This window comes from Stenotrophomonas sp. YJH_SMC_21 (assembly GCF_059369555.1).
This window is the reverse complement of sequence record NZ_JCAFSU010000010.1, coordinates 124,057-145,219: the sequence shown is the minus strand read 5'-3', so window position 1 is coordinate 145,219 and position 21,163 is coordinate 124,057. Positions and strand designations below refer to the sequence as shown.

Below are 21,163 nucleotides of genomic sequence, written 5' to 3'. Positions count from 1 at the left end.
GCTGGTGGAATACATCCAGTACTACAACCAGGAGCGCATCAAACCGAAACTGAAAGGTCTGAGCCCGGTAGAGTACCGGGAGCGGGCCCAATCGGCCGCCTGATCCCGTCCAAGTCTCGGGGGTCACTTCAGGGACGGGTTCACGGCGTCCCCGCCTGACCCCACCCACCCGGCCAAACCCATGAATTCGCGCCCGACCAGCCACGAGGGGCTCCGCCGATGGCCGCCGACCGCGCGCAGCGCCGCTCTCCATCCGAATCCCGGAACCATGCGCTTGCTCACGGATTGACCACGCGATTGATGACAACGTTGTCCCCACCTGGCGCCGGACTCTCTCCCCGGCCTCCCAGGTACCTCCGTCCGGCCCCACCCGTCGCCTTCCCGGGCGACGCCCGGACCTGCGTCACGCGCGGCGCCATCGGGGCCCGCGCGCCCTTTGATCGGAGACTTACCCATGTACGACCCGATTGTGCGCAGTGCCGAACGTGCGACCCGAAACTGTCGTCCCCGCCGCCTGGCCTGGCTGCTTGCCGTGGCCGCCGGTGCCGCTGCCCTGCCCGGCCTGGCGCAGGCCGCCAGCTGTGCCGGCGTGGCCCAGTGGGACCAGGCCAAGATCTACCGGGCCGGCGATACCCTGCAGAAAGGAGGCGTCCTCTATCGGGCGAACCAGGACATCTGGAACGCGCCGCCGGACCATCCGGCCGGTGCGCCCTATTACACCAACCTCGGTGCCTGCGATGGCAGCGGCGCCAACCAGCCGCCGGTGGTCAGCCTGACCTCGCCGGCCAACGGCGCCACCTTCAGCGCCGGCAGCACGGTCAACGTGACCGCTACCGCCAGTGATCCGGACGGCAGCGTCGCCAAGGTCGAGTTCTTCCGCGATGGCAGCACGCTGGGCGTGGCCACCAGTGCGCCGTATGCGGCCAGCTGGACCAATGCCAGCGCCGGCAGCCACACCCTGCGCGCGGTAGCCACCGACAACAACAACGCCACCAGCAGCACCGCGACCATCACCATCACCGTCAACGCCGCCGGTGGCGATACCACCGCACCGAGCGTGCCGGGCGGACTGGCGGTCGGCACGCGTACCGCCAACAGCATCGCGCTCAGCTGGAGCCCGTCCACCGACAACACCGGTGGCAGCGGCGTGGCCGGCTATGACGTGTACCGCAACGGCAGCCTGGTCGGTTCACCATCCAGTGCCAGCTACGTCGATGGCGGCCTGACTGCATCGACCACCTACCGCTACCGTGTGCGTGCCCGCGACAACGCCGGCAACGCGTCCGCGCAGGGCACCGAGATCAGCGCCACCACGCTGGCCGGCGACGGCGGCACCTCCGGCAAGCGGGTCATCGGCTACTTCACCCAGTGGGGCATCTACGGCCGCAACTACCGGGTCAAGAACATCGACAGCAGCGGTTCCGCCGCGCGCCTGACCCACATCAATTACGCCTTCGGCAACGTGCGCAACAACCGCTGCGAAGTGGGCGTCACCCAGCCGTCGGATCCGAACAGCGGTGCCGGTGGTGATGCCTTCGCCGACTACACCAAGGCCTTCAGTGCCGCCGAGAGTGTCAGTGGCAGCGCGGATACCTGGGACCAGCCGCTGCGCGGCAACTGGAACCAGCTCAAGCAGCTCAAGGCCAAGTACCCCGGCATGAAGGTGCTGATCTCGCTGGGTGGCTGGACCTGGTCGCGCGGCTTCTCCAGCGCCGCGCGCCCGGAAAACCGCCAGGCCTTCGTCGCCTCGTGCATCGATGCCTACATCAAGGGCAACCTGCCGGTAACCGACGGTGCCGGTGGTGCCGGTGCCGCGCTGGGCGTGTTCGACGGCATCGACATCGACTGGGAATACCCGGTTGCGTGCGGCATCGAATGCGGCAAGCCGGAAGACAACGCCAACTTCACCGCGCTGATGGCCGAGTTCCGCCGCCAGCTCGATGCAGTGCGTCCGGGCCTGCTGCTGACGGTGGCGGTGGGTGCCGGCATCGACAAGATCCGCGTCACCGACCCGGCCGCGTACCACCCGTACCTGGACTACATCAACGTGATGACCTACGACTTCCACGGCGCGTGGGATGCGAAGACCAATCACCAGTCGGCGCTGTTTGATTCGCCGAATGATCCGTCCACCGGCGACCAGAAGCTGTACAACAGCAACGACGCCATCGAGGCCTTCATCAGCCGTGGCGTGCCTGCCGCCAAGCTCAACCTGGGCATCGGCTACTACGGGCGTGGCTGGACCGGTGTGGCCAACGCCAACAACGGCCTGTACCAGACCGCGACCGGCGCTGCCCCGGGCACGTATGAAGCCGGCATCGAGGACTGGAAGGTGCTGAAGAACCTGGCGTGGCCGGGCTACACCGACAACACCGCCGGTGCCACCTGGATCTACAACGGCAGCACGCTGTGGAGCTTCGACACCCCGGCCAACATCACCCGCAAGATGGGTTACGTGAAGACCCAGGGCCTGGGCGGCGCGTTCGTCTGGGAGTTCAGTGGTGACGATGCACAGGGCACGCTGACCAAGGCGGTCAGTGATGGCCTGAAGTAAGAAAAAAGCCGGGGATGCGGCACGCATCCCCGGCCTCCCACCTGTAGAGGTCGGCGGCGATCAGCGCTTGGCCGACAGCTTTTCCAGCGCCGCGCGCAGCTGCGCCGGCGGCAGGTAGCCCCCCAGCTGGGTGCCGTCCGGCGCGAAGATCGCCGGCGTGCCGTTCACGCCCAGCTGCTGGCCCAGTGCGTACTGCATCGCCACCGGGTTCGTGCAGTTCTTTGCCGGCACGCTGCCACCGCGCTTGGCGTTGGTCAGTGCCTGGCGGCGATCGGCCGCACACCAGACCGAGATCATGTCGGTGTAGTCCTTGCTGCCGAGGCCCATGCGCGGGAATGCCAGATACTCGACGGAGATACCGTTGCGGTTGAGCTCGGCGATGTCCTGGTGCAGCTTGCGGCAATAGCCGCACTCGATGTCGGTGAACACGCTGATGGTGTACTTGGCATTCGGCGCGGCGAACACGATGCGGTCGCCATGGTTGGCCTTGGCCAGCAGATCGCGGCGGTAGCCGAGCAGGCCTTCGCTGTTGGCCGGGCCCTTGGCACGGGTGTCGTAAGGCTGCGACTGGAACAGGTAGCGACCGTCGTCGGACACGTACAGCAGCTGGCCGGAAACGACCACCTCGCGGAAGCCGGGGAACGGCGCGGCACCGATGTAGTCCACCTTGAAACCGGGGTTCAGGGCAGTCAACGCGGCGCGCACGGCCTGGTCGGCTGGCGCGTTGGCGGCCGGGCCGGGCTTGGCAGCAGCGGCAGGCGCCTTGGCGGCTGGCGGGGCCGGCTGGGCGCAGGCAGTCAGGCTGAGCGCACCGAACACGGCGGCGATGGCAAATCGGAGCATGGAGCAGTCCGCGACAGAAGAAGACCCCGGATTCTGACACAGCCACCGGCACCGGGCCGCGACGCCGCGCACCGCCCGGGGCCGGGGTTCAGGACACGGCTCAGCCGCGCGGATGATGCCGGGCGTGCAGTTTCTGCAGGTGCTCGCGCGCCACCAGGGTGTAGATCTGGGTGGTCGACAACGAGCTGTGGCCAAGCAGCATCTGCAGCGCGCGCAGGTCGGCACCGCGGTTGAGCAGATGGGTGGCGAAGCTGTGGCGCAGGCCGTGCGGGCTGATCCGCGCCGGGTCGATGCCGGCCACCTGCGCGTGGCGCTTGACCAGGTGCCAGAACGCCTGCCGGGTCAGCGCATGCAGCGTCGGCTCGACAAACAATGGGGTCTGCCCATCGGCCAGCGCCTGCACCTTGCCCTTGCCGACCAGCAGCGGGCGCGATGCCTGTAGATAGCGCTCCAGCCAGTGCTGCGATTCCTCACCCAGCGGCACCAGCCGTTCCTTGCTGCCCTTGCCGGTGACCCGCAGCACGCCCTGGCGCAGGTTGACCGCGGTGGCCGGCAGCAGCACCAGCTCGCTCACGCGCAGGCCGGCGGCGTACATCAACTCCAGCATGGCGCGGTCGCGCAGGCCCAGCGGGCTGTCGATATCCGGCGCTGCCAACAGCGCGTCGATCTGGCTTTCGGCCAGCGCCCTGGGCAGCAATCGTGGCAGCTTGGGCGGATCCAGCAGCGCGCTGGGGTCCTCGCCGCGTTCGCCACGGCGCACGCCATCGGCGAAGAACGCCCGCAGCGCCGACAGCAACCGCGCATTGCTGCGCGGCGACCAGCCATGACGGGTGCGCCAGGCCAGGTAGTCGAACAACCCCGGGCGCTCGATGCCGGCCAGGCCACCATCGCGCCCATCCATCCAGCGCGCCAGCCCTTCCAGGTCGCGCCGGTAGCTGTCGAGGGTGGCGCGGGCCAGACCGTTCTCGGCCCAGATCGCATCGAGGAAACGCTGGATGCGCACGCTGTCGTCGGCGCGCAGCTCGGGCAGTTGCTGGACCAGCTGGCGGCGTTCGGCGGGGGTGGAAACAAGGGCCATGCGTGCAGGATACGAGGGCCACTGCCGATGCGGCCAGCATTGCGTATGCTCGGCGCATGTCCCGCCCCGCCATTGATACGGCCCCTGCGGCCACTACCGAGCTGCCCCGCCCGCGTGCATTGCTGCTGTGGCGCGTGCTGGCGATGGTCTACGACGCGCTGCCGGTGCTGGCGCTGTGGATGTTGGCCGGCACCCTGTTCACCCTTGCCTACACCTTCAGCGGCCACGCCCAGCGCGAGAACATCGCACCGTTCAGCGCCTGGCAGTGGCTGCTGTGGGCGGTGTGCTGGCTGGTCACGGGGTGGTATGCCACGGCCAGCTGGCGCCGCGGTGGGCAGACGCTGGGCATGCGGCCGTGGCGGCTGAAACTGCGCGCCAGCGATGGCGCGCCGCTGCGGCGCAGCCAGCTGTGGATGCGTTTCACCGTGGGCACGCTGTCCCTGCTGCTGGGTGGACTGGGATTCTGGTGGGCCTGGGTCGACCGCGACCGCCTGACCTGGCACGACCGCGCCAGCGGCACCCGCGTGGTGCGCATGCCGAAGCGGTAACGCATCACCTTTCAATCCGATCCAGCGCGGCGCTTGTGTAGAGTCGAGCCGATGCTCGGTTGGCGGGCGGTGCGCGCAAAGCAGCCGAGCGTGGGCTATGCCTGCCGTCCTGGCCGGCACCCTTCAGGCCGTCGCCAGCGACGTTGGCAGCGGCTCCTGCCGCTACCTTCGGCTCTACAACAACGAGGATCAACCCGACTTGCGTCGGAACAGCAGTCCCGATATCGCCAGCATCACGATCGGCGGCAACGCATAGGCAATGCGGTAATCGAACTTCAACGCGCCGGCCATGCGGCCGAAGAACAGCTGCAGCAGCCAGAAGCCCAGCGCGAACAGGATGCCGAGGAACAGGCGCTTGCCCATGCCACCACTGCGCAGCGAGCCGAACGCGAACGGCACCGCCGCCAGGCACAGCGCCAGCACGTTCACCGGGTAGAACCAGCGGCTCCAGTACACATCCTCGTAGTCGCGCGCATCCAGACCGTTACGCTCGCGGTATTCGATGCTGGTGCGCAGTTCGGCCACGCTGAGGTTGCGCGGCTTGGCGATGCCGGTGGCCAGCGCGCCAGCGTCCAGCTTGGAGTTCCACGGCTCGCGCGCCACTTCCTCGCGCGTGGCCGAACGTTCACCGAAGGTATCGCGGCGCACGCCGGTCAGCACCCAGCCGTCACGGTCATGCTCGGCCGTGTCCGCATGGGTCAGCGAGGCGATCCGACCATCCTCGGCGATGCGATACAGGCGCACGTCACGCAGGATCAGCCGCGTGCCCTTGTCGCCCACCAGCTGCTCTTCGCCACCGGCGGCGCTGAGGAAGGTATCGCCCTCGCGCGCCCACAAACCGGAATAGCGGGTGGTGGAGATGTCCCGCCCCCATTTGGCACTGGACTTCAGCGCATCGGCACGGTCCTGGCCCCAGGGGCCTAGCGTCTCGGCGCTGAGCACCATCACTGCGGTAAGCAACGACAGGGCGATGGCCACCGATACGCTCAGGCGCTTGCGCGACAGGCCCAGCGCACGCAGCGCGGTCAGCTCGGAGGTCGCGGCCAGCTGGCCCAGGCCCATCAGTGCACCGATCACCGCAGCCGTGGGGAACATGGTGTAGGCACGGCGTGGCACCGTATACAGCACCCAGGCGGCCGCATGCCCCAGGGTGTAGCCGTTCTTGCCGATGTCCTTGAACTCGCCGGAAAACGCCATCACCACGTCCAGGCCCACCAGTACGGCCCAGGTCAGCAGCACCGTGGTGAACACCGACTGGCCGAGATACAGGTCGAAACGCATCGGGCGCAGTCTCATGCGCGGGCTCCCTTCGGGCGGCCCAGGCGGCCATCACGTGCATACATCCAGATCGCCAGCGCCAGCAGCGGCAGGGTCAGCCACCACAGGCCAAGCGCAGGCGGAATCTTGCCGTTGGCGATCCAGCCACTGCCGATGAACATCAGGTTGGTGCCGACCATGTAGGCCATCAGCGCCAGCATCATCCGCCCGTAGCGCTGCTGGCGCGGCGAGCTACGGCCCAGCGGCACGGTCAGCAGCGCAAACGCCAGTGCGATCAACGGCGGGGCAAGGCGGCGATGCAGCTGTGCCTGCGCCTCGGGCCGGTCATCGCCGAACAGCTGCGTGGTCGGCATCAGTTCCGGATCATCGCCGGTACGGGTCTGTGCACCGTCGGGCAGGGCCACATCATTGCGGGCGAAGGTGGCCAGGCGGTAATCCAGCCCCCCGGCCACCGGTCCTTCCACCTGGTGGCCATCATCCAGCTCCAGGAAGCGCTGGCGGGCGCCTTCGAAGAACATGCGCCCCCCTGCGGCGGACACGACTTCCAGGCGATCGTCCTTCTGCCGCTGCAGGAAGACCCGGCCCAGCTGGGTACCATCGGGCGAGATCGAGGACAGGTAGACCACGCCACCGTTGGGCAGCTGGGTGAAGCGGCCCGGCTCCAGGCCCGCCATCAGAACGCTTCGATTGGCCTCGATGATCATCTGCTCGGCTACCCGGCCGGCCCACGGGCCCAGCCACAAGGAGCAGGCGCCGACCAGCGCCACCACCGGCACCACCAGCATCAGCAGCGGCCGCAGCAGGCGTTTGGGGCCCACGCCAATGGCAGTGATGACGGCCATTTCCGAGTCGCGGTAGAGACGGGCCACCGCCAGCAGCAGGCCCAGCATCAACGCCAGCGGCAGGATCAGTGGCAGGTAGGCGATGAACTGCAGGCCCAGCTGGGAGAACAGCAGCTTGGCCGGCAGGCGCCCGTCGGCGATGTTGCCGAGGATGTCCACCAGCACGCCGCCCACGCTGACCACCAGCAGGACGATCAGGGTAGCCAGGAAACTCTGGACGAAATCGCCCAGCAGGTATCGGTCGAGCTTCAGCATGGGGCGGTGGTTTAAACTCTGGGGTTCGTTCGCGGTGCCGCCCAGTCTACTGTCTGGGCGTAAACGGCCTGCGATTGTACGGACTCGCCAATGGAATCTGCTCAATGGCCCTCGAATTCACCCTGAACCACGTTGCTCCGGCCGCCGCCGCCGTTGATTGCCTGGTGGTCGGCGCGTATGCCGACCATACCCTGACCCCCGCCGCACAGGCCCTGGACGCCGCCAGCGGCGGCCGCCTGGCCTCGCTGGCCCAGCGCGGCGACCTGTCCGGCAAGACCGGCGCCACCACCCTGCTGCACGACCTGCCGGGCGTGTCCGCCCCGCGCGTGCTGGTGGTCGGTCTCGGTGACGCCGCCCGCTTCGGTGTGCCGCAGTACCTGAAGGCCGTTGGCGACGCCGTGCGCGCGCTGAAAGCGGGCGCTACCCGCAGCGCACTGTTCACCCTGTCCGAAGTGGCCATCAAGGACCGCGACGCGGCCTGGGCGATCCGCCAGGCGGTGATCGCCGCCGATCACGCTGCCTACCGCTACACCGCCACTCTGGGCAAGAAGAAGGCCGACGACGCCGGCCTGGCCCAGCTGGCCATCGCCGGTGACGACGCCCAGGCCCTGGCCCAGGGCCAGGCCATCGCCGCCGGTGTCGAGTTCGCCCGCGAGCTGGGCAACCTGCCGCCGAACTACTGCACCCCGGCCTACCTGGCCGAGGTGGGCGTGAAGTTCGCCGGTGAGCATGACGGTGCCGAGGCCGAGATTCTCGATGAGCACCAGATGGAAGCGCTGGGCATGGGCTCGCTGCTGGCCGTGGCCCGTGGTTCGGCCAACCGCCCGCGCCTGGTGGTGCTGAAGTGGACCGGCGGCGGCGACGCCAAGCCGTACGTGCTGGTCGGCAAGGGCATCACCTTCGATACCGGTGGCGTCAACCTGAAGACCCAGGGCGGCATCGAAGAGATGAAGTACGACATGTGCGGTGGCGCCAACGTCATCGGCACCTTCGTCGCCGCGGTCAAGGCCAAGCTGCCGCTGAACCTGGTGGTGGTGGTGCCGGCGGTGGAAAACGCCATCGACGGCAACGCCTACCGCCCGTCCGACGTGATCACCTCGATGTCGGGCAAGACCATCGAAGTGGGCAACACCGACGCCGAAGGCCGCCTGATCCTGTGCGATGCGCTGACCTATGCGCAGCGCTTCGAACCGGCCGCGCTGGTCGACGTCGCGACCCTGACCGGTGCCTGCATGGTCGCCCTGGGCCACCAGACCGCCGGCCTGATGAGCAAGCACGACGACCTGGCCAATGAACTGCTGGCCGCCGGCGAGCATGTGTTCGACCGCGCCTGGCGCCTGCCGTTGTGGGACGAGTACCAGCCGATGCTGGATTCGACCTTCGCCGACGTCTACAACATCGGCGGCCGCTGGGCCGGCGCGATCACCGCGGGCTGCTTCCTGTCGCGCTTCACCGAAGGCCAGCGCTGGGCCCATCTGGACATCGCCGGCGTGGCCAGCGATGAAGGCAAGCGTGGCATGGCCACCGGCCGCCCGGTCGGCCTGCTGAGCCAGTGGCTGCTGGACCAGGCCGCCCGCGCCTGATGCCGTACCCGACCCTGGCCGGCCCCCGCTGGCCAGGGCCTCGCCCGGCACCGCCGGGCCCCTGCCTGACCCGGATCCTGCCATGCCCCGCGCCGACTTCTACCTGATCGCCAAGCCCCGCTTCCTGACCGAGCCGCTGCGCCTGGTCTGCGAACTGGCGCGCAAGGCCAACGACGCCGGGTTGTTCACCCTGGTGCTGGCCCGCGACCAGGCCCAGGCCGAGGAGCTGGACGAGCTGCTGTGGGCGTTCGACAACGACGCCTACATCCCGCACCAGATCGCCGGCGAAGACATGGACGAGGAAGAGGCCCTGGTGCTGATCGCCGTACCCGGCACCGACGCGCCGGCACGCCCGCTGGTGATCAACCTGCGCGATGAACCCTGGCTGGGCCAGTGCGAACGCGTGCTGGAAGTGGTCCCGGCCGATCCGGAAGCGCGCGAACCGCTGCGCGAACGCTGGCGCCAGTACAAGGCCGCCGGTTACGAGCTGAACAAGCACGACATGTAAGCGCACCCCGGCCCCCTTGATGGGCCGCCGCCGCGCCCTGATCCTTCAACGATTACCTCCTGGTTCCCCCGCATGACCCAACTCGCCTCCAGCTACGACCCGAAGTCCTTCGAGACCGACCTCTACGAGGCCTGGGAGAAGGCCGGCCACTTCAAGCCGTCCGGCACGGGCGAGCCGTATACCATCCTGCTCCCGCCGCCGAACGTGACCGGCACGCTGCACATGGGCCATGCGTTCCAGCAGACCCTGATGGACGCGCTGGTGCGCTACCACCGCATGCGCGGCTACGACACGCTGTGGCAGGTCGGCACCGACCACGCCGGCATCGCCACCGAAATGGTGGTCAGCCGCAACCTGGCGCTGGAAGGCAAGGGCGAGACCCGTGATTCGCTGGGCCGCGAAGGCTTCATCGGCAAGGTCTGGGAGTGGAAGCAGCAGTCCGGCGATACCATCGAGCGCCAGATGCGCCGCCTCGGCACCTCCGCCGACTGGTCGCGCAGCACCTTCACCATGGACCCGCAGCCGTCGGCGGCAGTGAACGAAGCCTTCGTGCGCTGGTACGAGCAGGGCCTGATCTACCGCGGCCAGCGCCTGGTCAACTGGGACCCGGTGCTGAAGACCGCCATTTCCGACCTGGAAGTGGAGAGCGCCGAGGAAGACGGCTTCCTGTGGTCGATCGCCTACACGCTGGATGAGGGCCTGAGCTACGAGCACGTCGAGCGCGATGCCGACGGCGTGGAAACCCTGCGCGAAAGCCGCGACTACCTGGTGGTCGCCACCACCCGCCCGGAAACCCTGCTGGGCGATACCGCGGTGATGGTGCACCCGGAAGACGAGCGCTACGCGCACCTGATCGGCAAGAGCGTGGTGCTGCCGCTGACCGGCCGCCGCGTGCCGGTGATCGCCGACGACTACGTGGACCGCGCGTTCGGCACCGGCGTGGTCAAGGTCACCCCAGCGCATGATTTCAACGACTACGAAGTGGGCGTGCGCCACAGCCTGCCGATGATCAACCTGTTCACCCCGGTGGCAGCGCTGAACGAAAACGCGCCGGAGCGTTTCCAGGGTCTGGACCGCTACGCCGCGCGCAAGGCCGTGCTGGCCGAACTGGAAGACCTGGGCATCCTGGTCGAGACCAAGGCGCACAAGCTGCAGGTGCCGCGCGGTGACCGCACCGGCCAGGTGATCGAGCCGTACCTGACCGACCAGTGGTTCGTGAAGATGGACGACCTGGCCAAGCGCGGCCTGGAACTGGTCGAGGACGGAAGCATTTCCTTCGTGCCGCCGAACTGGATCAACACCTACCGCCACTGGATGAACAACATCCAGGACTGGTGCATCAGCCGCCAGCTGTGGTGGGGCCACCGCATTCCGGCGTGGTTCGACGAAGCCACCGGCAGCTGCTACGTCGGTCGCAGCGAAGAGGAAGTGCGGGCGAAGCACAACCTGGGCAGCGACGTGGTGCTGAACCAGGAAAGCGACGTGCTGGAGACCTGGTTCTCCTCGCAGCTGTGGCCGTTCTCCACCCTGGGCTGGCCCAACGAGCAGGCCATGGCCGAGCGCGGCTTTGATCGCTACCTGCCGTCGTCGGTGCTGATCACCGGCTTCGACATCATCTTCTTCTGGGTGGCGCGCATGATCATGGCCACCGACAACCTGGTCGGGAAAATCCCGTTCAAGGACGTCTACTTCACCGGCCTGATCCGCGACGGCCAGGGCCAGAAGATGTCCAAGAGCAAGGGCAACGTGCTCGACCCGCTGGACATCATCGACGGCATCACCATCGACGACCTGGTCGCCAAGCGCACCGGCGGCCTGATGCAGCCGAAGATGGTGGAGAAGATCGAGAAGGCCACCCGCAAGGAATTCCCGGACGGCATCGCCGCCCACGGTGCCGATGCGCTGCGCTTCACCATCGCCGCGCTGGCCACCCACGGCCGCGACATCAAGTTCGACATGAACCGCGCCGAGGGCTACAAGAACTTCTGCAACAAGCTGTGGAATGCCAGCCGCTTCGCGCTGATGAACACCGAGGGCGCGGCGTTCACCGGCGTTCCCAGGCCGCGTACCGATGCCGAGCGCTGGATCCTCGCGCGCCTGGCCGCCACCACCGCCGAAGCGCAGGGCCATTTCGCCGCCTACCGCTTCGACCTGCTGGCGCAGTGCCTGTACGAGTTCGCCTGGAACGCGTTCTGCGACTGGTTCCTGGAACTGAGCAAGCCGGCACTGAACGGTGCAGACGCCGCCGACGCCGAAAGCACCCGCCACACCCTGCTGTACGTGCTGGAAGCGCTGCTGCGCCTGCTGCACCCGCTCACGCCGTTCATCACCGAACAGCTGTGGCAGCAGCTGGCCCCGCGCCTGGGCCTGGCCGAAACCACGCTGTCGCTGCGCCCGTACCCGACCGCCGCCGAGTTCGAAGGCGATTTCGCCCAGGCCGAGGCCGACGTGGAATGGCTGAAGGCGGTGATCAGTGCCGTGCGCCGCGTGCGAAGTGAGCTGAACGTCGCGCCGTCCAAGCTGGTGCCGCTGCGCCTGCAGGCCGGGCTGGAGCAGGACCGCGTGCGCATCGAACGCTTCAGCGCCTCGCTGTCGTTCCTGCTGAAGCTGGACAGCATCCAGTGGCTGGCCGAAGGCGAAAGCGCACCGCCGGCCGCCGCCGCGATCGTGGGCGAGCTCAAGCTGCTGGTGCCGCTGGAAGGCCTGGTCGATCTCGATGCCGAGCGCGTGCGCCTGGACAAGGAAATCGCCCGCGTCGAAGCGGAGAAGGAAAAGAGCGAGACCAAGCTGGCCAAGTTCACCGACAAGGTGCCGCCGGCCGTGGTCGAGCAGGAGCGCGTGCGACTGGCCGACTGGAACACCCAGCTGGCCGGCCTGCGCGAGCAGCGCGCGAAGCTGTAAGCGCCGCGCTCTGGTGCGTGCCAACCAGGGTTGGCACCTGCCCTGCCTCGCTCTGGTGGGTGCGGACCTTGGTCCGCACTGAGCGACGTGCCAACCAAGGTTGGCACCCACCAAACCCGGAACATTTCCCCGGCATGGCATCATCGCCCGATGCCTCTTTCCATCTTCCTGCTGGTCCTCGCGGCTGCGGCCCTGCATGCCAGCTGGAATGCGATCGTCAAACGCGGGCCGGACAAGTTCCTCGGCACCGTGCTGGTCACCGGCAGCGCCGCGCTGCTGTCGGCGGCCGCCCTGCCCTTCCTGCCGTTCCCGGCCGCGCACAGCTGGCCCTGGCTGGCTGCATCCGTGCTGCTGCAGGTGACCTACTACGGACTGGTGGCACGCTGCTACCAGCAGGTCGACATGAGCCTGGCCTATCCGCTGATGCGTGGCAGCGCGCCGATCCTGGTTGCGCTGGCCGGCACCCTGCTGGGCGAGCAACTGCCCCCGGCGGCGTGGCTGGGCGTGGTCCTGGTGAGCAGCGGCATCCTGTGCATGGCACTGGGCGCACGTGGCGGCCAGCTGCGGCTGCCGCTGCTGACCGCGGCGATGATCGCCACCTACACCCTGGTCGATGCGCAGGGCGCGCGCCAGTCCGGTGGTGCGCTCAGCTATACGCTATGGCTGTTCCTGCTGTCAGGCATCCCACTACCCCTGTGGGCGTTGTACACCCGCGGCGGCGCAGTGCTGGACTATGCGCGCCAGCACTGGCCGCTGGGACTGGCCGGTGGCGTCGGCACCACGGCGTCCTACGCGATGGCATTGTGGGCCATGACCCAGGCGCCGGTGGCGATGGTCTCGGCGCTGCGTGAATCCTCGATCCTGTTCGCGTTGCTGATCTCGGTGTTCGTGCTGCGCGAGCGGATTCCGCGTGCGCGCTGGCTGGCGGCGGCGCTGATCGTCGGCGGTGTGTTGGCACTGCGGCTGGCGTGAGAAAAGCGTGCCAACCAAGGTTGGCACCTAGCACGGCAGGTGACGTGTCGATGACAGCGGAGATCCACCGGTAGTGCCGGCCGCTGGCCGGCAACCCTTCTCCGTTACAGCGGCGGCATCGTCTGCAGGTCGCCGTCGACCAGTTCGATCGCCATCACCACCGCGTCTTCGCGGCCCTGTGCGGCCGGATAGTAGCGCGGACGACGGCCGATCTCGTTGAAGCCTTCGCTGTGGTAGAGCGCCAGCGCCGGCGTGTTGGACGGACGCACTTCCAGGAACACACGCTGCGCCCCCCGGTTGCCTGCCAGCTGCACCAGTGCGCGCAGCAGTTGGCGACCCAGCCCACGCGACTGCGCCAGCGGATCGATGCAGATGTTCAATACATGGGCCTCATCGGCAGCAATGCTGAGCACGCCGTAGCCGATCAGCTGGCCATCGCGCTCCATCGCCAGGCCGGGATAACCGGCACGCAGGCAATCAACGAAGATGCCGCGGGTCCATGGGAACGGATACCCACGCACTTCAATCGCCATCACCGCATTGAGGTCGCTCTCGCGCAATGCGCGCAGGCTGACCGGGCCGGGCTGGCTGACCGCACTCATGGTGCGCCCCGCTTGCGCAGGGCGCGCAGTTGCGGCCACAACGCGCGCTTGGCGGCCGGGTCCTGACGCAGCTGGTCCAGCGGCCAGCTGTCCATCAGCACCTGCGTGGCAGGGTCATTGGGATTGCAGCCGGACGCGCGCAGCAATGCGATCTGCAGGCGATCCGGTAGGCGCACCACCGGTTGCCGGGCATTGCCACCCGGCAGCGGGCGGGCAGCGGCGGGCGCGGTGTCCGGTGCGCTGACCGGGGTCTCGCGACGCGGCGGCACCGGGCGTTCCTGGCGGGAACCCGGTGTGGCTTCAGCCGGAGGCTCGCGCGCGGGGGCGATTGGTGCCCGCACCTGCTCCACCGCTGGCGCGGCAACCGCATCGGCTTCGGCCACGCTCAACTGCAGCGCGGCATCCAGCTCCGCAGCCAACTGGCCGTCGTGATAGACGGTATAGCCCATGGCCTGCAGCCAGGCCTGCTGGGCCGGTGACCACAGCACGGGCAGTTCCTGGCTCACGCGGCCTCGGGCTTCTTGCGCAGGCGCTGCGCGGCCCACATCACCGGGCCGGACAAGGCGTACAGGATGCCGACCGCGAACAGCACGCGCGGCAGGTCGATCACCGCGATGGCGATCGCCACCGGCACCAGGGCCAGCACCAGGAACGGCACGCGGTCGGAACGGGTGCCCTTGGCGCCGCCACCCTTGAAGCTCCAGAAGCGGATACGGCTGACCATCAACAGCGCCGCGACGATCGTCACCGCCAGCGCCACGTAGCGCAGCTGGTTGCCGTCCCAGCCCAGGTTGCCATCGGCGAAGGCCCAGACGAAGGACATCATCAGCCCGGCCGCGGCCGGGCTGGCCAGGCCGACGAACCAGCGTTTGTCGACCACCGCGACCTGGGTGTTGAAGCGGGCCAGGCGCAGCGCCGCGCAGGCGGCATACAGGAAGGCCACGGCCCAGCCGACGCGGCCGAGCAGCGGGTCATCGAACTTCAGCCACGACAGCGACCAGTGGTACATCACCAGCGCCGGGGCCATGCCGAAGCTGACCAGGTCGGCCAGCGAGTCGTACTGGACGCCGAACTCGCTGCTGGTACCGGTCAGGCGCGCCACGCGCCCGTCCAGGCCATCCATCACCGCCGCCACGAACACGGCGATGCTGGCATTGACGAAATCCCCGTTGGCCGCGGCGATGATCGCGTAGAAGCCGGCGAACAGGCCGGCAGTGGTGAACAGGTTGGGCAGCAGGTAAATCGTGCGCGAACGCGGCGGCGGTGTGATCGGGTCCATGGAATCCAGTTTAATCGACTTGCCAGTGCTCGGCGCCAATGCTGCAATCGGCGTTCTACGCCCATTCCGCGGAGTTTGCCATGCGTGCCCTGTCCTGCCTTGGATGCCTGCTGCTGTTGGCCAGTGCCAACGCCGTGGCCGGCCCGGTCTATAAATGGAAGGACGCCCATGGCGTGACCCAGTATTCGGAGACCCCGCCGGCGGGCAAGAAGTTCGAGACCCGCGAGCAGGCCCGCACCCCGCAGGCCGCGGCCAGCGCCGAGACCCCGGCCGCGCCGGTGCCGGAGCAGTGCAGCACCGCCCGTGCCAACCTGGCCCTGCTGGAAGGCTCCAGCCAGGTGATGCAGGACACCAATGGCGACGGGAAGGCCGATACCGCGTTGACCGCGGAACAGCGCAGCGCGCAGAAAGGATTGGCTGAAGCGGCCATCAAGGCGTACTGCCCGGCGGAGTGAGGGTATCGGCAGGGCTTGCAGCCCTGCACCTGCTTCAAGCAACGGCAACGTCAAATGCCAAAGCGGCTCTGGTTTTCTACTGGTTTGGCGGGGCGGTGTGGGCTGGCAGGACACGCCGTAAACCCATCCCTGGGGGCTCGATGGCGCCATCCATGGCGCCAACGGTCCTGCCAACCCACACCGCCCCACCCCCGACAGGTTCCTGGTGACGGTGGTAGATCCACGCCATGCGTGGATGAAATCTGTCAGATCTCGAATTGAATCCGGGGTCAGATCCGTTTTCCTGCGGAAAACGGATCTGACCCCAGGAGCCATTCCGACAGCTCGCAGGAAACTGTCGAAGGCGGGGTGGGTCCGGTTGCGGGAGTGTCCGCGGCATGGATGCCGCGGCCAAGCCCCCAGGGATGGGTTTACGGCGTCTCCCGCAACCGGACCCACCCCGCCATCCCACGGGAAGCCCGCTGTTGCTTCGGCAGTTGCTTCTGAGGTTGCCGGCCAGCGGCCGGCACTACTGCGGGTGCAGGGCGCAGCCCTGCCGATACCCCTCTCCCCGGCCGGGCTGGCAGAATAGGCGTCTCTGCCGTTATCCGAAGCCGACGATGCGCCTCTCCCAGTTCCACCTGCACACCACCAAGGAAACCCCCAGCGACGCCGAGCTCACCAGCCACCGGCTGATGCTGCGCGCGGGCATGATCCGCAAGCTGGCATCGGGCCTGTACACCTGGTCGCCGCTGGGCCTGCGCGTGCTGCGCAAGGTTGAACGCATCGTGCGCGAGGAAATGGACCGCGCCGGTGCCGTGGAATTCCAGATCCCGACCATCCAGCCGAAGGAACTGTGGGAGCAGACCGGCCGCTGGCAGAAGTTCGGCCCGCAGCTGCTGAAGATCAAGGACCGCAAGGACCAGGTGTTCTGCTACAGCCCGACCGCCGAAGAAGCCGCCTGCGACTTCGCGCGCAGCGAGCTGTCCAGCTACAAGCAGCTGCCGGTGAATTTCTACCAGGTGCAGACCAAGTTCCGCGACGAGATCCGCCCGCGCTTCGGCGTGATGCGTTCGCGCGAATTCCTGATGAAGGATGCCTATTCGTTCCACCTGCACGATGAGTGCCTGGTGCGCGAATACGAGAACATGAAGTCGGCCTACAGCCGCATCTTCACCCGCCTCGGCCTGGACTTCCGCATGGTGCAGGCCGACTCCGGTGCCATCGGCGGTGATGCCTCGCAGGAATTCCACGTGATCGCCGATTCCGGCGAGGACGCGCTGGTGTTCTCCACCGGTTCGGACTACGCCGCGAACATGGAAGCGGCGATCGCCGCCGATCCGGCACCGCGTGCGGCTGCCAGTGAAGCCATGCGCAAGGTCGACACCCCTACCCAGAAAACCTGCGAGGACGTCGCGGCGCTGCTCGGCATCGCGCTGCAGCGCACGGTGAAGTCGGTGGCGCTGATCGCCGGTGAGGGCGAAGCACAGCAGTTCGTGCTGGTGCTGGTGCGCGGCGACCATGAGGTCAACGAGATCAAGCTGGCCAAGGTCGCCGGCCTGGACGAACAGCGCTTCGCCAGCGAGGCGGAAATCGCCGAGTACCTGGGCAGCGTGCCGGGCTTCCTCGGCCCGGTCGCCCCGGCCAAGGCCATCCGCGTGGTCGCCGACCGCGAAGTGGCCGCGATGTCCGACTTCGTCGTCGGCGCCAACGAAGCCGGTTTCCACCTGGCCGGGGTCAACTGGGGCCGCGACCTGCCGGAACCGGAAGTGGCCGACATCCGCAACGTGCGTGCCGGTGACCGCGCGCTGGACGGTGGCGAACTGAAGATCGCCCGTGGCATCGAAGTCGGCCACGTGTTCCAGCTCGGCCGCAAATATGCCGAAGCGCTGGATGCCACCGTGCTGGACGAGAACGGCAAGGCGGCGGTGATGGCGATGGGCTGCTACGGCATCGGTATCTCGCGCGTGGTGGCTGCCGCGATCGAACAGAACCATGACGATGCCGGCATCATCTGGCCGGACGCGATGGCGCCGTGGCAGGTGGTGGTGTGCGTGATCAACCCGAAGGGCGACGCCGCCGTGGCCGATGCTGCTGCCAGCCTGCTGCAGGAACTCCGCGACGCCGGCCTGGACGCGGCACTCGACGACCGCGGCCTGCGCCCGGGCGCGATGTTCGCCGACATGGAACTGATCGGCATCCCGCACCGCGTGGTGGTGAGCGAGCGCGGCCTGGCCGCCGGTACCTACGAGTACCGCTCGCGCCGCGCCAGCGAAGCGGAAAGCCTGGACAAGGCCACCCTGCTGCAGCGACTGCAGGGCTGATCAGGAGAAGACCGGGGCATGCCCCGGTCTTTTTTTGCCTGTCGCCCAGTTGAGCAATATTGCAGCGGACATAATCCGGTCAAAATCGACGCAATGCAGCCGGGATGCTGCCAGGCCATGACCCGCCTGCATTTGTGCTGTGATTAATTCATCTTTATTCTGTCCCGCGACGCCATGGACTGGCTCGTCCCGTCCACATTTTAGTTTCCGGAGTAACCGTAAATGAGCATTGACCTGACCGGCCTGTCGGCACGCGAGCTGGGCGCCCTGATCCGTACCGCCAAGAAGCAGCAGACCATCGTCGCCAAGCGCCGGCCAATCACCAAGGTCCGGGCCCAGCTGACCAAGCTGGCCAAGACCGAGGGTTACACCATCGAAGAACTGTTCGGCGGCGCCCCGGCACCGCGCGCGCGCAAAGCCGCCCCGGCAGCCAAGGCACCGTCCAAGACCGCCGGCCGCAAGCTGGGCAAGGTTGCCCCGAAGTACCGCAACCCGGCCAACCCCAAGGAAACCTGGACCGGTCGTGGCAAGCAGCCGCGCTGGATGGCCGAGCTGACCGCCAAGGGCAACAAGAAGCCGGAAGATTTCCTGATCAAGAAGGCCTGAGGCCGGATCGGGATGCAATGAAAAACGCCGGCGGAAGCCGGCGTTTTTCATTCTTCGGTGTGCGGGCCAACGGTCCACACCTACAGGGTTTTGCGCGCCGGCATCAGCAGGTTGCCGAACAGCAGGCCGGCCACCAGCGCCATCACCACGTTGAGCACGGTGAGGAACACGCTTTGGCCCGCGCCAACGTCCTGCTGCTGGACCAGGGTCAGCACGCCGCGCAGGCTGGTGCTGCCGGGCACCATCATGATGATGCCGGGCAGGCGGATGATCGCTCCTGGGCGGCCAACGAGGCGGCCGAACAGATTGCCACCGGCGGTCAGCAACATCGCTGACAGGAAGATGCCGGCCGGCGCGCCCCAGGCGTGCCCGCCGAACTTGGAGATCGCGTAACCCGCCACCGAGGCCGCGATCACCCACGGGTAATCGCGCCGGTTGGCCTTGAACAGCATCGCGAAGGCGAATGCCGCGGTCAGCAGCGAACCCCACTCCACCCACGGCCCCTGAGGCCGCGTGGCGCGGATCACCGGGTCCAGGCCGAGTACGTCGGCCAGGGTCACCGCGATCATCGCGCCCACGCTGAGCTTCATGATGGTGGTCAACGCGCCGGCGAAGCGCGCGGTACCGGAGACCCAATGCTGGCTGGCGAGTTCATTGACCGCATTGGTCAGCGACATGCCCGGCAGCAGCACCACCAGCGAGGCGATGATCACCGTGTTGAGGTTGAGTGCGCCGACAAAGGACGCGACCAGGGTTGCGACCATGCCGGCCAGCAGCGCCGCCAGCGCCTCGGCCGCTTCACGGGTGGCCGGGCGACGGTCGGTGACCATGCCGAGCAGGCCGATCATCAGGCCGATGACACCGGCGGTGGCGATGTCCAGCCACGGCAGCTTCCACATGCCGGCCACGCCGGCCGCGCCGAGGGTGAATGAAAGAATGGTGCGCAGCTTGCCGCGCCGGCCCGGATCCTTGTCCAGCTGGCGCAGCGCGGTGTGGCCCTGGGCAATGCTCATCCGCCCGTTGGCCACTTCCTCGGCGATATGGTCGGCCACGCTGAGTTTGTGCAGGTCGTTCTCACCGGGCGCCAGGCGGATCACGCGGGTGATGTCACTGGAGCCGATTGCCTGCGCCGGGTCGCTGAAACTGAGGATGATACCGGTGGGATTCGACCACGGTTCACAATCCAGATCGAGCTGGCGGGCCAGTGCCACCACTGCCGTTTCCAGGCGCTGGGCCGTGGTGCCGTAGCTGTGCAGGCGTCCGGCGATCTCGGAAACAAAGGCCACGCGCTGCGCGTAGGTGGCCTGGGGCGTGGGGATCGTGTGAGCGTCTGCGGACATGCGCCGTAGTATTACCTACTGCCGGGCCGCACTGGATAAATTCATCCGGGTTCGACGCGATGCCCCAGACAGAACGGTTATGCTGCGACCCGAATGGCCCAAGTGACCCCGAACCACGCCCCCCAGCTCGAACAGGATGCCCATGACCCGGGCCTGATCCGCCTGTCCGGCACCTGGACCTTGAAGACCGCGCTGGCCGCGGCCGAAGTCCTGCGCGGCGTTCCCGACACGCTGACCGGCATCGACGCCACCGGCATCGAGAAGATGGATTCGGCCGGCGTGCTGCAGGTACTGCGCGTAGCGCATCGCGCCGACCTTGGCGAGGACGCGTTGCAGTTCCGGCCGGACCACCAGGCACTGGTCTGCACCATCGAGGAAGTGGCCGACGACCGGCCCCGGCCCAAGCGCGATTTCGGCGTGCTGGCGGCGCTGGAACGGCTCGGTGTCAGCGTCCATGCCACTGGCCACAACATCAAGGCGCTGTGCAGTTTCCTCGGCGAGAACCTGGTCAAGGCAGCACGCCTGGTCAAGGAGCCCCGCCGTTTCCGCCTGACCGCCACCGTCCACCAGATGGAGCAGGTCGGGCTGGACGCAGTACCGCTGGTGGCGCTGCTGTCCTACCTGGTCGGCGCGGTGATCGCCTTCCTCGGCTCGACCATCCTGCGCGACTTCGGCGCCGAGATCTACGTGGTCGAGCTGGTCAACATCGCCTTCCTGCGCGAGTTCGCCGTGCTGCTGACCGCGATCGTGCTGGCCGGCCGCACCGCCAGTGCGTTCACCGCGCAGATCGGCGCGATGAAGGCGCGCGAGGAAATCGACGCGATGCGCACGCTGGGTCTGGATCCGATCGACCTGCTGGTGCTGCCACGCCTGCTGGCGCTGCTGGTCACCCTGCCCCTGCTGACCTTCATCGCGATGATCGCGGGCCTGGCCGGCGGCATCACTGTCGGCGCGTTCGACCTCGACATCCCGCCGCAGATGTACATCGCGCGCATGCACGAGACGATGGAAGTGCGGCACATGCTGGTCGGCCTGTCGAAGGCGCCGGTGTTTGCGCTGGTGATCGGCCTGATCGGCTGCCTGGAAGGGCTGAAGGTGGAAGGCACGGCGCAGTCGGTCGGTGAACGCACCACCTCCAGCGTGGTGCAGACGATCTCGCTGGTGATCATCATCGACGCCTTCGCGGCGTTGTGGTTCATGCACATGGACTGGTGAC

19 protein-coding genes are annotated in these 21,163 nt (G+C 67.8%); 11 read left to right on the top strand and 8 right to left on the bottom strand.

All coding sequences use genetic code 11. The annotated features are described in order from the left end of the window. On the top strand, positions 1-103 hold a 103-nt coding region (locus AC5P67_RS14310), incomplete at its 5' end, for an IS3 family transposase (RefSeq protein ID WP_495213577.1). A 351-nt stretch (positions 104-454) separates the two neighbouring features. Further along, positions 455-2,554 (top strand): glycosyl hydrolase family 18 protein, encoded by a 2,100-nt coding sequence (locus tag AC5P67_RS14305; protein ID WP_495214810.1) that lies wholly within the window; start codon positions 455-457, stop codon positions 2,552-2,554. Between the two features lie 60 nt (positions 2,555-2,614). Here AC5P67_RS14305 and AC5P67_RS14300 read toward each other — a convergent pair whose 3' ends face one another. Both AC5P67_RS14300 and xerD read right to left on the bottom strand, forming a co-directional pair. Next, positions 2,615-3,397, bottom strand: coding sequence for a DsbC family protein (locus AC5P67_RS14300; RefSeq protein WP_024958538.1), 783 nt, complete (start codon positions 3,395-3,397; stop codon positions 2,615-2,617). Between the two features lie 100 nt (positions 3,398-3,497). Then, positions 3,498-4,475 carry a site-specific tyrosine recombinase XerD gene (xerD, locus tag AC5P67_RS14295; RefSeq protein WP_005408018.1) on the bottom strand — a complete coding sequence of 326 codons (978 nt, stop codon included), beginning with the start codon at positions 4,473-4,475 and terminating at the stop codon, positions 3,498-3,500. 56 nt (positions 4,476-4,531) lie between these two features. Here xerD and AC5P67_RS14290 point away from each other — a divergent pair, with 56 nt between their 5' ends. Then, positions 4,532-5,023, top strand: a complete 492-nt coding sequence (locus AC5P67_RS14290; RefSeq protein ID WP_005408017.1) for an RDD family protein — start codon at positions 4,532-4,534, stop codon at positions 5,021-5,023. Positions 5,024-5,212: 189 nt separating this feature from the next. Here the strand turns inward: AC5P67_RS14290 and lptG are convergent, their stop codons facing one another. Together lptG and lptF are read right to left on the bottom strand one after the other, a co-directional pair. Beyond that, a complete protein-coding gene (lptG, locus tag AC5P67_RS14285) occupies positions 5,213-6,319 on the bottom strand; it encodes an LPS export ABC transporter permease LptG (RefSeq protein ID WP_005408015.1) in 1,107 nt (368 codons plus the stop codon). Next, positions 6,316-7,398, bottom strand: coding sequence for an LPS export ABC transporter permease LptF (lptF, locus tag AC5P67_RS14280; protein WP_005408014.1), 1,083 nt, complete (start codon positions 7,396-7,398; stop codon positions 6,316-6,318). Before lptF ends, lptG begins: the two co-directional genes overlap by 4 nt. Positions 7,399-7,502: 104 nt before the next feature. Between lptF and AC5P67_RS14275 the strand changes: the two genes are divergently transcribed. The 4 genes from AC5P67_RS14275 to AC5P67_RS14260 all read left to right on the top strand — a co-directional run bounded on the left by AC5P67_RS14275 (position 7,503) and on the right by AC5P67_RS14260 (position 13,362). Next, entirely contained in the window at positions 7,503-8,981 is a 1,479-nt protein-coding gene (locus AC5P67_RS14275; protein ID WP_005412193.1) for a leucyl aminopeptidase, read from the top strand. 82 nt (positions 8,982-9,063) lie between these two features. Beyond that, a complete protein-coding gene (locus tag AC5P67_RS14270; protein ID WP_005408012.1) occupies positions 9,064-9,489 on the top strand; it encodes a DNA polymerase III subunit chi in 426 nt (141 codons plus the stop codon). Between the two features lie 72 nt (positions 9,490-9,561). Beyond that, entirely contained in the window at positions 9,562-12,390 is a 2,829-nt protein-coding gene (locus AC5P67_RS14265; protein WP_062607845.1) for a valine--tRNA ligase, read from the top strand. A 150-nt stretch (positions 12,391-12,540) separates the two neighbouring features. Further along, positions 12,541-13,362 (top strand): EamA family transporter, encoded by an 822-nt coding sequence (locus AC5P67_RS14260; protein ID WP_043033868.1) that lies wholly within the window; start codon positions 12,541-12,543, stop codon positions 13,360-13,362. 104 nt (positions 13,363-13,466) lie between these two features. Here the strand turns inward: AC5P67_RS14260 and rimI are convergent, their stop codons facing one another. Genes rimI through pssA form a run of 3 tightly spaced genes read right to left on the bottom strand, consistent with a single transcriptional unit; the run spans position 13,467 to position 15,243 of the window. Then, entirely contained in the window at positions 13,467-13,964 is a 498-nt protein-coding gene (gene rimI, locus AC5P67_RS14255; protein WP_032964690.1) for a ribosomal protein S18-alanine N-acetyltransferase, read from the bottom strand. Next, positions 13,961-14,470 (bottom strand): hypothetical protein, encoded by a 510-nt coding sequence (locus AC5P67_RS14250; RefSeq protein WP_111118571.1) that lies wholly within the window; start codon positions 14,468-14,470, stop codon positions 13,961-13,963. Before AC5P67_RS14250 ends, rimI begins: the two co-directional genes overlap by 4 nt. Continuing rightward, positions 14,467-15,243 (bottom strand): CDP-diacylglycerol--serine O-phosphatidyltransferase, encoded by a 777-nt coding sequence (gene pssA / locus AC5P67_RS14245; RefSeq protein WP_059036242.1) that lies wholly within the window; start codon positions 15,241-15,243, stop codon positions 14,467-14,469. The genes AC5P67_RS14250 and pssA overlap by 4 nt, the downstream gene beginning before the upstream one ends. An 80-nt stretch (positions 15,244-15,323) precedes the next feature. Between pssA and AC5P67_RS14240 the strand changes: the two genes are divergently transcribed. From AC5P67_RS14240 to AC5P67_RS14230, 3 genes are all read left to right on the top strand, one after another. Next, on the top strand, positions 15,324-15,698 hold the full coding sequence (locus AC5P67_RS14240) for a DUF4124 domain-containing protein (RefSeq protein WP_111189079.1): 375 nt from the start codon (positions 15,324-15,326) through the stop codon (positions 15,696-15,698). Between the two features lie 599 nt (positions 15,699-16,297). After that, positions 16,298-18,001, top strand: a complete 1,704-nt coding sequence (locus tag AC5P67_RS14235) for a proline--tRNA ligase (protein WP_111189314.1) — start codon at positions 16,298-16,300, stop codon at positions 17,999-18,001. A 222-nt stretch (positions 18,002-18,223) separates the two neighbouring features. Then, positions 18,224-18,607: an H-NS histone family protein gene (locus tag AC5P67_RS14230; protein WP_005408004.1), complete on the top strand. Its 384-nt coding sequence runs from the start codon at positions 18,224-18,226 to the stop codon at positions 18,605-18,607. An 80-nt stretch (positions 18,608-18,687) separates the two neighbouring features. On the opposite strand, the gene AC5P67_RS14225 is transcribed toward AC5P67_RS14230, so the two are convergent. After that, the gene (locus tag AC5P67_RS14225; RefSeq protein ID WP_005408003.1) at positions 18,688-19,947 is read right to left on the bottom strand and encodes a threonine/serine exporter family protein; all 1,260 of its coding nucleotides are present in this window, start codon (positions 19,945-19,947) and stop codon (positions 18,688-18,690) included. Positions 19,948-20,040: 93 nt separating this feature from the next. On the opposite strand from AC5P67_RS14225, the gene AC5P67_RS14220 reads away from it, so the two are divergent. Beyond that, a complete protein-coding gene (locus AC5P67_RS14220; RefSeq protein WP_005408002.1) occupies positions 20,041-21,162 on the top strand; it encodes an ABC transporter permease in 1,122 nt (373 codons plus the stop codon). The last annotated feature ends 1 nt before the right edge of the window (position 21,163 follow it).

Excerpts from the sequence above, each read along its gene's own strand:
- AC5P67_RS14305 (WP_495214810.1), top strand. The coding sequence starts at position 455 with ATGTACGACCCGATTGTGCGCAGTGCCGAACGTGCGACCCGAAACTGT.
- AC5P67_RS14300 (WP_024958538.1), bottom strand. The coding sequence starts at position 3,397 with ATGCTCCGATTTGCCATCGCCGCCGTGTTCGGTGCGCTCAGCCTGACT.
- xerD (WP_005408018.1), bottom strand. The coding sequence starts at position 4,475 with ATGGCCCTTGTTTCCACCCCCGCCGAACGCCGCCAGCTGGTCCAGCAA.
- AC5P67_RS14290 (WP_005408017.1), top strand. The coding sequence starts at position 4,532 with ATGTCCCGCCCCGCCATTGATACGGCCCCTGCGGCCACTACCGAGCTG.
- lptG (WP_005408015.1), bottom strand. The coding sequence starts at position 6,319 with ATGAGACTGCGCCCGATGCGTTTCGACCTGTATCTCGGCCAGTCGGTG.
- lptF (WP_005408014.1), bottom strand. The coding sequence starts at position 7,398 with ATGCTGAAGCTCGACCGATACCTGCTGGGCGATTTCGTCCAGAGTTTC.
- AC5P67_RS14275 (WP_005412193.1), top strand. The coding sequence starts at position 7,503 with ATGGCCCTCGAATTCACCCTGAACCACGTTGCTCCGGCCGCCGCCGCC.
- AC5P67_RS14270 (WP_005408012.1), top strand. The coding sequence starts at position 9,064 with ATGCCCCGCGCCGACTTCTACCTGATCGCCAAGCCCCGCTTCCTGACC.
- AC5P67_RS14265 (WP_062607845.1), top strand. The coding sequence starts at position 9,562 with ATGACCCAACTCGCCTCCAGCTACGACCCGAAGTCCTTCGAGACCGAC.
- AC5P67_RS14260 (WP_043033868.1), top strand. The coding sequence starts at position 12,541 with ATGCCTCTTTCCATCTTCCTGCTGGTCCTCGCGGCTGCGGCCCTGCAT.
- rimI (WP_032964690.1), bottom strand. The coding sequence starts at position 13,964 with ATGAGTGCGGTCAGCCAGCCCGGCCCGGTCAGCCTGCGCGCATTGCGC.
- pssA (WP_059036242.1), bottom strand. The coding sequence starts at position 15,243 with ATGGACCCGATCACACCGCCGCCGCGTTCGCGCACGATTTACCTGCTG.
- AC5P67_RS14240 (WP_111189079.1), top strand. The coding sequence starts at position 15,324 with ATGCGTGCCCTGTCCTGCCTTGGATGCCTGCTGCTGTTGGCCAGTGCC.
- AC5P67_RS14235 (WP_111189314.1), top strand. The coding sequence starts at position 16,298 with ATGCGCCTCTCCCAGTTCCACCTGCACACCACCAAGGAAACCCCCAGC.
- AC5P67_RS14230 (WP_005408004.1), top strand. The coding sequence starts at position 18,224 with ATGAGCATTGACCTGACCGGCCTGTCGGCACGCGAGCTGGGCGCCCTG.
- AC5P67_RS14225 (WP_005408003.1), bottom strand. The coding sequence starts at position 19,947 with ATGTCCGCAGACGCTCACACGATCCCCACGCCCCAGGCCACCTACGCG.
- AC5P67_RS14220 (WP_005408002.1), top strand. The coding sequence starts at position 20,041 with ATGGCCCAAGTGACCCCGAACCACGCCCCCCAGCTCGAACAGGATGCC.